General features: G+C 60.5%; 12 protein-coding genes. 8 read left to right on the top strand and 4 right to left on the bottom strand.

Features of this window, described 5'->3' with window-relative positions; genetic code table 11:
• The 4 genes from DBR18_RS01000 to DBR18_RS00985 form a co-directional block, all read right to left on the bottom strand.
• Positions 1 to 743, bottom strand: a 743-nt coding sequence (locus DBR18_RS01000) for an Ig-like domain-containing protein (protein WP_146188720.1), incomplete at its 3' end; no start/stop codon positions are given.
• A 160-nt stretch (positions 744 to 903) separates the two neighbouring features.
• Positions 904 to 1,299 carry a DNA polymerase III subunit chi gene (locus DBR18_RS00995; RefSeq protein ID WP_108588930.1) on the bottom strand — a complete coding sequence of 132 codons (396 nt, stop codon included), beginning with the start codon at positions 1,297 to 1,299 and terminating at the stop codon, positions 904 to 906.
• Positions 1,300 to 1,307: 8 nt separating this feature from the next.
• On the bottom strand, positions 1,308 to 1,736 hold the full coding sequence (locus DBR18_RS00990; protein ID WP_108588929.1) for a DNA polymerase III subunit chi: 429 nt from the start codon (positions 1,734 to 1,736) through the stop codon (positions 1,308 to 1,310).
• Positions 1,737 to 1,796: 60 nt separating this feature from the next.
• A complete protein-coding gene (locus tag DBR18_RS00985; protein WP_108588928.1) occupies positions 1,797 to 3,287 on the bottom strand; it encodes a leucyl aminopeptidase in 1,491 nt (496 codons plus the stop codon).
• A 307-nt stretch (positions 3,288 to 3,594) separates the two neighbouring features.
• On the opposite strand from DBR18_RS00985, the gene lptF reads away from it, so the two are divergent.
• The 8 genes from lptF to pdxJ form a co-directional block, all read left to right on the top strand.
• Positions 3,595 to 4,716: an LPS export ABC transporter permease LptF gene (lptF, locus tag DBR18_RS00980; RefSeq protein ID WP_108588927.1), complete on the top strand. Its 1,122-nt coding sequence runs from the start codon at positions 3,595 to 3,597 to the stop codon at positions 4,714 to 4,716.
• Positions 4,709 to 5,770, top strand: coding sequence for an LPS export ABC transporter permease LptG (lptG, locus tag DBR18_RS00975; RefSeq protein WP_108588926.1), 1,062 nt, complete (start codon positions 4,709 to 4,711; stop codon positions 5,768 to 5,770). Before lptF ends, lptG begins: the two co-directional genes overlap by 8 nt.
• Before the next feature lie 172 nt (positions 5,771 to 5,942).
• Positions 5,943 to 7,739 carry a translation elongation factor 4 gene (gene lepA, locus DBR18_RS00970; protein WP_108588925.1) on the top strand — a complete coding sequence of 599 codons (1,797 nt, stop codon included), beginning with the start codon at positions 5,943 to 5,945 and terminating at the stop codon, positions 7,737 to 7,739.
• A gap of 9 nt (positions 7,740 to 7,748) precedes the next feature.
• A complete protein-coding gene (lepB, locus tag DBR18_RS00965) occupies positions 7,749 to 8,603 on the top strand; it encodes a signal peptidase I (RefSeq protein ID WP_108588924.1) in 855 nt (284 codons plus the stop codon).
• Positions 8,604 to 8,786: 183 nt separating this feature from the next.
• Positions 8,787 to 9,476: a ribonuclease III gene (gene rnc, locus DBR18_RS00960; RefSeq protein WP_108588923.1), complete on the top strand. Its 690-nt coding sequence runs from the start codon at positions 8,787 to 8,789 to the stop codon at positions 9,474 to 9,476.
• Positions 9,469 to 10,371 carry a GTPase Era gene (era, locus tag DBR18_RS00955; protein WP_003221935.1) on the top strand — a complete coding sequence of 301 codons (903 nt, stop codon included), beginning with the start codon at positions 9,469 to 9,471 and terminating at the stop codon, positions 10,369 to 10,371. Before rnc ends, era begins: the two co-directional genes overlap by 8 nt.
• 170 nt (positions 10,372 to 10,541) lie before the next feature.
• The gene (recO, locus tag DBR18_RS00945) at positions 10,542 to 11,231 is read left to right on the top strand and encodes a DNA repair protein RecO (protein WP_007965159.1); all 690 of its coding nucleotides are present in this window, start codon (positions 10,542 to 10,544) and stop codon (positions 11,229 to 11,231) included.
• A gap of 39 nt (positions 11,232 to 11,270) precedes the next feature.
• Positions 11,271 to 11,998: pyridoxine 5'-phosphate synthase (gene pdxJ / locus DBR18_RS00940; protein ID WP_108588931.1), on the top strand; the 728-nt coding region annotated here is incomplete at its 3' end.

Genomic DNA, 11,998 nt, shown 5'->3' with positions numbered 1-11,998 from the left:
TCTCCGTCCGCATTGGCAGTGGGTTTGCCAAACAAGACGGCACCGCCCTCGAGGTAGACGTAGACGACGGCGTTGGCGGCTGCCTTGCCTTTGAGCAGGGGGAAGGGGGTATTGACGGTAGTGGGGCTGGTGAGTACGGGGGCGCTGCCGCTTGGCAACGCATTGCTCCCTCTCAGGGTCAGCGTGATGGCTGTGTCTGCGGACATTCTGGCGACGTTGCTGTACTGGGCAAACTTGTAGGTGGCCGAACCGGCTGACATGTCCTGTTTGGGGGTGAAACTCCAATCTCCGTTGGCATCGGCGTAGCAGTCGCCGTAATAGCCTTGAAGGTTGTCGTTGAAGACACCGATCCTGGCATTGGGCGCGGCCTTGCCGGTGAAGGTTGGCCTGAGTGTTGGCAGTGAGCTGCCATTGGCCGGGGTAGTGATGACGGGCGGGGTGCCATCGGTCAGTACCGAAGTCGGCTCTGATCCCGTTTTCGTCCCCACATAAAAAGGCGTATTAGGCGCGTACTCGTAGGTCCCTGCCGGGTACGCTGAAATTGAATAATCTCCCTCAGGCAGCTCCACTGCTGATTGAACAAGCCAACTTCCGTTGCTGTCGACCAAGACCCTGGCCAGTTGGAGGCCAGTTACACTCTGGCAAACAATGATCTCGGTGCCGGGAGTGCCTTTGCCGATAAAAACTGGTTTGTTCTTTGGTTCTGTTTTATTTAACGGTGAAAAGAGAATGGGCGCGCTCATGGTGTTTTCTCCGGAAAACGAACGGGGGCGGCCTCAAGGTTCCACTGGTGATACGCACGGATCTACTGTCAGAAATACCAGTTCTGACCAGCGGTAGCGTTGGGTTGAAGTGAGCTGCCAGGTCGCTGCGCGGACGGCGCGTTGCCCAGGTGGGTAACGCTCAGGGTTGAAGCTGGTTCAACAACCGCTCCATTCGCGCCTCGAGGCGGCGTTTGATTTCGGTTTCGATGTGTGGCGCGAAATCGTCGATCACGTCCTGCATGATCAATTGCGCGGCGGCGCGCAGTTCGCTATCGAGGTGCAGGAGGGCGTCCGGGCCTTTATCCACAGGCGCTGCCGATTGGGCGGCAGGTGTCGGGGCTGGAGCGGGTGACGGTTCGACGGCGGGCGGCTCGTTGCCAACGGCCTCGAACAACATCGGAATCTGTTCCTGTTCGCCATCCTCGACCGTGTCGGTCAGCAGTGGCGGTTGCAGGTTGTCATCGCCGAGCAATTGACGGATCGATTCGAGATCGTCCAGCAGGGCAGGCTTTTGCAGCGGTTTTGGAGTGTCCATCGGCGTACTCAGAGTCGCTGTAAACGGTGGTCTTGCAGAGGATAGCCCTGTTCGCGGTAGAAACGGAAACTCTCCCGTGCCGCCGCGCGAATCGTCGGATCTTCCACCACCACCTCCGCCACACGGGCGAATTTGCTGGCGAAGGCCGGGACTTTCAGGTCCAGGTTGACCAGCAGATCCTGGTGTTCGCCGCATTCATTGCCCACCCCCAGCACAATCAAACCGTCCGGTTCGCTGTCGGCAGGGCCGTGGGGCACGAAAGCTTCGCCCTTGAATGCCCACAGACGCGCATCGAGATCGTCACGCTGGGCGGCATCGCTGCAATGCAGGTAGATGCGGTGGCCCATGCGCCAGGCTTTTTCGGTGAGCTTGCAGGCAAAGTCCAGGCGTGCCGAAGGATCGGCGCTGGGCAGGATATAGAAGTCGACTTTGGTCATTGCGGTTCCTGAGCCTTGAGCGGCGTCACCGCAAAGTGACGCCGCTCAAGTTCATCGGTTTCAGGCTTTGGCGCGGTCCAGCAGGTATTGGGTCAGCAGCGGAACCGGACGGCCGGTGGCGCCCTTGTCCTTGCCGCCGCTGGTCCATGCGGTGCCCGCGATGTCCAGGTGCGCCCAGTTCAGGTTCTTGGTGAAGCGCGACAGGAAGCACGCAGCGGTGATGGTGCCGCCTTTCGGCCCGCCGATGTTGGCGATGTCGGCAAACGGGCTGTCCAGTTGCTCCTGGTATTCGTCGAACAGCGGCAGTTGCCAGGCGCGGTCGTCAGCAGCCTTGCCGGCGCTGAGCAGTTGCTCGATCAGCTCGTCGTTGTTGCCCAGCAGACCGGAGGTGTGTGCACCCAGTGCCACGACGCAGGCGCCGGTCAGGGTGGCGATGTCGATCACCGCTTGCGGCTTGAAGCGCTCGGAATAGGTCAGGGCGTCGCACAGCACCAGACGGCCTTCGGCGTCGGTGTTGAGGATTTCCACGGTCTGGCCGCTCATGGTGGTGACGATGTCGCCCGGACGGCTCGCATTGCCGCTCGGCATGTTCTCGGCGCAGGCCAGAATGCACACCAGGTTGATCGGCAGTTTCAGTTCGAGCACGGCACGCAGAGTACCGAACACGGAGGCAGCGCCGCCCATGTCGTACTTCATTTCGTCCATGCCGGCCCCTGGCTTGAGGCTGATGCCGCCGGTGTCGAAGGTGATGCCTTTACCGACCAGTGCGTAAGGCTTCTCGGACTTCTTGCCACCGTTGTATTGCATGACGATCAGGCGCGGCGGCTGGGCGCTGCCCTGGCCGACGGCGTAGAAGGAACCCATGCCCAGGGATTTGATCTTCTTCTCGTCGAGGACTTCGACTTTCAGATCCTTGAACTCTTTGCCCAGGTTCTTGGCTTGCTCGCCAAGGAACGTCGGGTGGCAGATGTTCGGCGGCAGGTTGCCCAGGTCGCGGGTGAAGGCCATGCCATTGGCGATGGCGGTGGCGTGGTTCACCGCGCGCTGCACTTCGGCTTGCGCAGCCTTGATGGTCAGCAGGGTGATTTTCTTCAGCGCACGCGGCTCGGCTTTCTGGCTCTTGAACCGGTCGAAGGTGTATTCGCCGTCCACCAGGGTTTCGGCCAGCAGACGGGTCTTGCCGTAGCTGTCGCGGTTCTTGACGATGATTTCATCCAGCGCCAGCACGGCGTCGCTGCCGCCCAGGCCTTTGAGCGTATTGAGGATGCCGGCAATGGTTTTGCGGAACGGACGATCGCCCAGTTCTTCATCCTTGCCCACGCCGACCAGCAGCACGCGCTCGGCTTTCAGGTTCGGCAGGCTGTGCAGCAACAGGCTCTGGCCGACCTTGCCGGCCAGGTCGCCACGCTTGAGCACGGCGCTGATCGCGCCACCGCTCAACTCGTCGACCTGTCTGGCGGCAACGCCGAGTTTGCGGCCTTCGCCGACGGCAACCACCAGGGTGGCGGTTTTCAACGTTTCTGGGCTAACGCTTTTTACAACCAGTTCCATGTCCGGATCCCTGAATGAATGGTCAACACACAGGCGTTCGACGGTGCCGCAGTCGCCTGCTTATAGATAGAAGAGACGCAGATCAGAGCCTGCGACAAAGGCGGCAGTTTGAACCTCGCTCACCGCGCCTGACAACCCTCGGTTGTGCGATCTTCAACGGAATCTACGCTTGGGTGAGTGTGCGCAGTGACAGGCGCCCTCAATCACAGGATAATGCCGCATCTTTTTTCGACGGCTCTGCCTTGCGGGTCGCTCGAAACGTTTGCTTGTTTGGCCGCCTTAGCCTGACAACCCTGGAGTGTCTGGTTTGATCGTCTTCCGTTATCTGTCCCGCGAAGTCCTGCTGACCCTGAGCGCCGTAAGTGCGGTGCTGCTGGTCATCATCATGAGCGGTCGCTTCATCAAATACCTTGCTCAGGCCGCTGCCGGTCAGCTCGATCCGGGTTCGCTGTTCCTGATCATGGGCTTCCGGCTGCCGGGCTTCATGCAACTGATTCTGCCACTGGGCCTGTTCCTCGGGATCCTGCTGGCCTACGGTCGCCTGTACCTCGAAAGCGAGATGACCGTGCTCTCGGCCACCGGCATGAGCCAGCAACGCCTGCTGGGCATGACCCTGTTTCCCGCCACATTGGTGGCACTGGTCGTGGCCTGGCTGAGCCTGAGCCTGGCGCCGCAAGGTGCCAACCAGTTTCAGTTGCTGCTGAACAAGCAGGACGCCCTGACCGAGTTCGATACCCTTGAGCCGGGACGCTTCCAGGCGCTGCGCGATGGTACTCGCGTGACCTACACCGAGACCCTGAGCGACGATCGCATCAACCTCAGTGGTGTGTTCATCTCGCAGAAAAACCTTGGTGCCAATCAGAAAGATCGCGGGATTTCCGTACTGGTGGCCGAAAAGGGCCAGCAGGAAATCCGTCATGACGGCAATCGCTATCTGATCCTGCGCAACGGTTATCGCTACGACGGCAGTCCCGGCCAGGCTGATTATCGCGCCATCCACTACGACACCTATGGTGTGCTGCTGCCCAAGCCGGATGTCAGCGAAGAAGTCACGGATCGCGATGCCGTGCCGACTTCGACCCTGCTGGCCAGCGACGACATCCGCCTGCGAACCGAACTGCAGTGGCGTCTGTCCTTGCCATTGCTGGTATTCATCGTGACCCTGATGGCGGTGCCATTGTCGCGGGTCAATCCGCGCCAGGGGCGCTTCCTCAAGCTGCTGCCGGCGATTCTTCTTTATATGGCTTACCTGACCATCCTGATTGCCGCCCGCGGCGCCCTTGAAAAAGGCAAGCTGCCGGCGAGCCTTGGCCTGTGGTGGGTGCACTCGATCTTCCTGCTGATCGGCCTCGGCCTGCTCTACTGGGAGCCGTTGCGCCTGAAGCTGGCCAGCCGTCGCAGCGCTGCGCTGGAGGTGGCCCGTGGTTAAACTCGACCGCTACATCGGCAGCAGTGTGTTCATGGCGATCATCGCCGTGCTGGCGATCATTCTGGGATTGGCGACGCTGTTCGCGTTCATCGACGAGATGGGCGATGTCAGCGATACCTACACCCTGACCGACGTTCTGAGTTTCGTGATGCTCACCGCGCCGCGCCGGCTCTATGAAATGCTGCCGATGGCCGCGCTGATCGGCTGTCTGATCGGCCTCGGCAGTCTGGCCAGCAGCAGTGAATTGACGGTCATGCGCGCCGCTGGCGTGTCCATCGGGCGAATCGTCTACGCGGTCATGAAGCCGATGCTGGTGTTGATGCTGGCTGGCGTGCTGATTGGCGAATACGTCGCGCCGGCCACCGAAAGCATGGCGCAGGCCAATCGCTCGCTGGCCCAGGGCAGCGGCGATGCGCAAAGTGCCAAACACGGCATGTGGCACCGTCAGGGCGAGGAATTCATCCACATCAACGCCGTGCAGCCCGATGGTCTGTTGTATGGCGTGACCCGTTACCACTTCGATAAGGAGCGGCATCTGTTGCAGTCCAGCTTCGCCAAGCGTGCGGAGTTCGACGGTCAGCAGTGGAAGCTCACCGATGTCACCACCACGCTGTTCCACGAGCGCAGCACGGAAGTGGTGAACACGCCGAGCGAATTGTGGGACGTGTCGTTGAGCCCGCAACTGTTGAACACTGTGGTCATGGCCCCGGAATCGCTGTCGATTTCCGGCTTGTGGGGTTACATCCACTATCTGGCGGACCAGGGGCTGAGCAACGGTCGCTACTGGCTGGCGTTTTGGGTCAAGGTGTTGCAGCCATTGGTGACTGCGGCGCTGGTGTTGATGGCGATCTCTTTCATCTTCGGTCCGTTGCGTTCGGTGACCCTCGGTCAACGGGTATTCACCGGGGTGCTGGTCGGTTTCACCTTCCGCATCGTTCAGGATCTGCTCGGCCCATCGAGTCTGGTGTTCGGTTTCTCGCCGCTGTTCGCGGTACTGGTGCCTGCCGGCGTCTGTGCGCTGCTGGGTGTCTGGCTGCTGCGACGGGCCGGTTGAAGCCGGCGTTCCCGCCAGCGCTGTAACCCTTCAAACGCCTCGGTCGACAGATCGGGGCGTTTTCGTATGCAAACCGGGTGACAGGCGAACGTGACGCTTGCGCCGTGTATCAGGTACAATTCCCGGCTATTTTTCGGCGGGCCAAGCCTGCAGCCTTTTTGAGTGTTGATCCGTGAGTGATTTGAGTCATATCCGCAATTTCTCCATCATCGCCCACATTGACCATGGCAAGTCGACGCTGGCTGACCGTTTCATCCAGATGTGCGGTGGCCTGGCCGAGCGTGAAATGGAAGCCCAGGTACTGGATTCCATGGATCTGGAGCGCGAACGCGGGATCACCATCAAGGCCCACAGCGTTACGCTCTATTACAAAGCCAAAGATGGCGTCACCTACCAGCTGAACTTCATTGACACCCCGGGCCACGTCGACTTCACCTACGAAGTCAGCCGTTCCCTGGCCGCGTGTGAAGGTGCGTTGCTGGTGGTCGATGCCGGTCAGGGCGTTGAAGCCCAGTCCGTGGCCAACTGCTACACCGCCATCGAGCAGGGCCTCGAGGTCATGCCGGTGCTGAACAAGATCGACCTGCCACAGGCCGAACCGGACCGCGTCAAGGACGAGATCGAGAAGATCATCGGCATCGACGCCACCGACGCCGTCACCTGCAGCGCCAAGACCGGCCTGGGTGTCGACGAAGTGCTCGAGCGTCTGGTTGCGACCATTCCTGCGCCGACCGGCAACATCGAAGACCCGCTGCAAGCGTTGATCATCGACTCCTGGTTCGACAACTACCTGGGCGTTGTTTCCCTGGTACGCGTGCGTCATGGCCGCGTGAAAAAGGGCGACAAGATCCTGGTGAAATCCACCGGCAAGGTGCATCTGGTCGACAGCGTCGGTGTGTTCAACCCGAAACACACCGCTACCGCCGACCTCAAGGCCGGCGAAGTGGGCTTCATCATCGCCAGCATCAAGGACATTCACGGTGCGCCGGTCGGTGACACCCTGACCCTGAGCTCGACCCCGGACGTTGAAGTGCTGCCCGGCTTCAAACGCATCCAGCCACAGGTTTACGCCGGTCTGTTCCCGGTCAGCTCCGACGACTTCGAGGACTTCCGCGAAGCGCTGCAGAAGCTGACCCTGAACGACTCGTCGCTGCAGTACACCCCGGAAAGCTCCGACGCCCTGGGCTTCGGCTTCCGTTGCGGGTTCCTCGGCATGCTGCACATGGAGATCATCCAGGAGCGCCTGGAGCGCGAATACGACCTGGACCTGATCACCACCGCGCCAACGGTAATTTTCGAACTGGTGCTGAAAACCGGTGAAACGATTTACGTCGACAACCCGTCCAAGCTTCCGGATGTGTCGGCAATCGAAGACATGCGCGAGCCGATCGTGCGGGCCAATATTCTGGTTCCGCAGGAACACCTGGGCAACGTCATCACCCTGTGCATCGAGAAACGCGGCGTACAGGTCGACATGCTGTTCCTCGGCAATCAGGTACAAGTGACCTACGACCTGCCGATGAACGAAGTGGTCCTGGACTTCTTCGACCGTCTCAAATCCACCAGCCGTGGCTATGCTTCGCTGGATTACCATTTCGATCGTTACCAATCGGCTAATCTGGTGAAACTGGACGTGCTGATCAACGGTGACAAGGTCGACGCCCTGGCGCTGATCGTGCACCGTGACAATTCGCACTTCAAAGGTCGCCAGTTGACCGAGAAGATGAAAGAACTGATTCCTCGTCAGATGTTCGACGTGGCCATCCAGGCTGCCATTGGCGGTCAGATCGTCGCCCGGACCACCGTCAAGGCACTCAGAAAGAACGTATTGGCCAAATGCTACGGCGGTGACGTAAGCCGTAAGAAAAAGCTGCTTGAAAAGCAAAAGGCCGGTAAGAAACGCATGAAGCAGGTCGGCAACGTGGAAATTCCACAAGAAGCCTTCCTTGCCGTGCTCAGGTTGGAATAGTCAGGTCCTATGTCACTAAATTTCCCGCTGTTGCTGGTCATCGCCGTGTTCGTCTGCGGCCTGTTGGCGTTGCTCGATCTGCTGTTCCTGGCGCCGCGTCGGCGTGCTGCCATTGCCTCTTATCAAGGCAGTGTCAGCCAGCCCGAGCCCGTGGTGGTCGAGAAGCTGAACAAAGAGCCGTTGCTGGTTGAATACGGCAAGTCGTTCTTTCCGGTGCTGTTCATCGTGCTGGTGTTGCGTTCGTTCCTGGTGGAACCGTTCCAGATCCCGTCCGGCTCGATGAAACCGACTCTGGACGTTGGCGACTTCATTCTGGTGAACAAGTTTTCTTACGGGATCCGCCTGCCGGTGATCGACAAGAAAGTCATCGAAGTCGGTGATCCACAGCGTGGCGATGTGATGGTGTTCCGCTATCCGAGCGACCCGAACGTCAACTACATCAAGCGTGTAGTCGGCCTGCCGGGCGACACGGTGCGTTACACCGCCGACAAGCGTCTGTTCGTCAATGGCGAGTCGATTGCCGAGCAACTGATCGGCTCCGAGCCGGGCACGCTGGGCAGCGCGGAGCTCTACAAGGAAAAACTCGGCGCTGCCGAGCACCTGATCCGCAAGGAAATGAGCCGCTACCGCGCTACCCCGGACCATACCTGGACCGTGCCGGCCGGCCATTACTTCATGATGGGCGACAACCGCGACAACTCCAACGACAGTCGCTATTGGGATGATCCGAACATTCCCAAGGATCTGCTGGGCATGGTTCCCGACCAGAATATCGTCGGCAAGGCCTTCGCTGTCTGGATGAGCTGGCCGGAACCGAAACTCAGCCACCTGCCGAATTTCTCGCGGGTTGGCCTGATCAAGTAAACAATCACGGCGCTGTTGACCACAGCGCCGAATGCATTTCTGGAGTCGACACAAATCGGCGCCAGGGCATGAAGCCACGATATTCAGGACGTCATTTTTGAACACAGCGTTAATTGTCCCAGGCCTGCGCCGTACCCCGGCGATGGCGGTGGAATCCAGCCACGAACTCAGCGTGGGTAAACCGTGAGCGTTTCTCTAAGCCGTCTCGAGCGCCAGCTCGGTTACACCTTCAAGGATCAGGAGCTGATGCTGCTGGCCCTCACGCATCGCAGCTTTGCCGGGCGTAACAACGAACGCCTGGAATTCCTTGGCGATGCCATCCTCAACTTCGTCGCCGGCGAGGCGCTGTTCGATCGCTTCCCGCTGGCTCGCGAAGGCCAGTTGTCGCGATTGCGCGCACGCCTGGTGAAGGGTGAGACACTGGCCGTGCTGGCCCGTGGCTTCGACCTCGGCGATTACCTGCGTCTGGGTTCGGGCGAACTGAAAAGCGGCGGCTTCCGTCGTGAATCGATTCTGGCTGACGCCCTCGAAGCGTTGATCGGTGCGATCTACCTCGACGCCGGAATGGAAGTGGCCCGCGAGCGCGTGCTGGCCTGGCTGGCCGGTGAGTTCGAAGGCCTGACGCTGGTCGACACCAACAAGGATCCCAAGACTCGCCTGCAGGAGCACCTGCAATCGCGCGGTTGCGAACTGCCACGCTATGAAGTCGTGGACATCCAGGGTGAGCCGCACTGCCGTACCTTCTTCGTCGAGTGCGAAGTTGTCTTATTGAATGAAAAAAGCCGAGGTCAGGGTGTGAGCCGTCGTATTGCCGAACAGGTAGCGGCCGCCGCAGCACTGATTGCCCTGGGCGTGGAGAATGGCAATGACTGATACAAACGCAACTCGCTGTGGCTACGTTGCCATCGTCGGCCGTCCCAACGTCGGCAAGTCGACGCTGCTGAACCACATCCTCGGCCAGAAGCTGGCGATCACCTCGCGCAAGCCACAGACCACCCGCCACAACATGCTCGGGATCAAGACCGAGGGTGACGTGCAGGCGATCTACGTCGACACACCCGGCATGCACAAGGGTGGCGAAAAGGCCCTGAACCGTTACATGAACAAGACCGCTTCGGCGGCGTTGAAAGACGTCGACGTGGTGATCTTCGTGGTTGACCGCACCAAGTGGACCGAAGAAGACCAGATGGTCCTGGAGCGCGTGCAGTACGTGACCGGCCCGCTGATCGTCGCGCTGAACAAGACCGACCGCATCGAAGACAAGGCCGAGCTGATGCCGCACCTGTCGTGGTTGCAGGAACAGCTGCCGAACGCGCAGATCATTCCGATTTCTGCGCAGCACGGGCACAACCTCGACGCGCTGGAAAAGGTCATCGCCGATCATCTGCCGGAGAACGATCACTTCTTCCCGGAAGACCAGATCACCGACCGCAGCAGCCGTTTCCTCGCCGCCGAACTGGTGCGCGAGAAAATCATGCGCCAGATGGGCGCCGAGCTGCCGTACCAGATCACCGTCGAGATCGAAGAGTTCAAGCAGCAGGGCAAGACCCTGCACATCCACGCGCTGATCCTCGTCGAGCGTGACGGGCAGAAGAAGATCATCATTGGCGACAAGGGTGAGCGCATCAAGCGCATCGGCACCGAAGCGCGCAAGGACATGGAGCTGCTGTTCGACTCCAAGATCATGCTCAACCTGTGGGTCAAGGTGAAGGGCGGCTGGTCCGACGACGAGCGTGCACTGCGTTCGCTGGGTTACGGCGACCTGTAAAAAATCTCGGTTCCTGTTTAAACCAGAGAACCCTGTGGGAGCGGGCTTGCCCGCGATGAGGATGTAATGTTCAACAGAGATGTTGAATGTGAATCCGCCATCGCGGGCAAGCCCGCTCCCACATTTGGTTTATGTTGATCTCAAGACTGCGTTTCTTCATCGAGAACTCCATGTCGCAAACCCCACCTCCCGCCCAACTCGCCTACGTCCTGCATTCGCGCGCCTACCGCGAAACCAGCGCGCTGGTCGACTTCCTCACGCCGCAAGGGCGGCTGCGGGCGGTGTTGCGCAGTGCGCGGGGCAAGGCCGGGACACTGGCGCGGCCGTTCGTGCCGCTGGAAGTCGAGTTTCGTGGCAAGGGTGAACTGAAGAATGTCGGGCGCATGGAAAGTGCCGGCAACGCGACCTGGATGGTCGGCGAGGCGCTGTTCAGCGGCCTCTATCTCAACGAATTGCTGATCCGCCTGCTGCCCGCCGAAGACCCGCACCCGGCGGTGTTTGATCATTACGCTGCAACACTGCTGGCCCTGGCCGAAGGTCGCCCGCTGGAGCCGTTGTTGCGCTCGTTCGAATGGCGCCTACTGGACGATCTCGGTTACGGCTTCTCCCTGAATACCGATATCCACAGCGAGCCGGTCGCGCCGGACGGTCTTTATCGTCTGCAAGTGGATGCCGGGCTGGAGCGCGTCTTCCTGTTGCAGCCGGGTCTGTTCAACGGCACCGAATTGCTGGCCATGGCCGAAGCCGACTGGACTGCTCCCGGCGCGCTGTCGGCGGCCAAGCGTCTGATGCGCCAGGCACTGGCCGTGCATCTGGGTGGCCGTCCCCTCGTCAGCCGCGAGCTATTTCGCAAGCCCTGATATGCTGTGCGCCGAACCTTTCCCTTCAGGAGCGCATCCGTGACCACCAGCAATCGCATTCTTCTTGGCGTGAACATCGACCACGTCGCCACCCTGCGTCAGGCCCGTGGCACACGCTACCCGGATCCGGTCAAGGCAGCGCTGGACGCGGAAGAGGCGGGCGCCGACGGCATCACCGTGCACCTGCGCGAAGACCGTCGACACATCCAGGAGCGCGACGTGCTGTTGCTCAAGGATGTGCTGCAGACCCGCATGAACTTCGAAATGGGCGTCACCGAAGAAATGATGGCGTTCGCCGAGCGCATCCGTCCGGCGCACATCTGCCTGGTGCCGGAAACCCGCCAGGAGCTGACCACCGAGGGCGGTCTGGACGTAGCGGGGCAGGAAGAGCGGATCAAGGCAGCGGTCGAGCGCCTGTCGAAGATCGGCAGCGAAGTGTCGCTGTTCATCGATGCCGACGAACGACAGATCGCTGCGTCGAAGCGCGTTGGTGCGCCGGCCATCGAATTGCACACCGGGCGTTATGCCGATGCCGAGACCCCGACCGAAGTCGCGGAAGAGTTGAAGCGTGTGGCGGATGGCGTGGCGTTTGGTCTGGCGCAGGGCCTGATCGTCAATGCCGGGCATGGTCTGCACTATCACAACGTTGAAGCCGTGGCGGCGATCAAGGGTATCAACGAACTGAACATTGGCCATGCGCTGGTGGCGCATGCGTTGTTCGTCGGGTTCAAGTCTGCGGTGTCCGAAATGAAAGCGCTGATTCTGGC

It is taken from the genome of Pseudomonas sp. HMWF021, assembly GCF_003061005.1.
Lineage (GTDB): Bacteria > Pseudomonadota > Gammaproteobacteria > Pseudomonadales > Pseudomonadaceae > Aquipseudomonas.
This window is presented reverse-complemented; position numbering and strand designations above follow the sequence as displayed.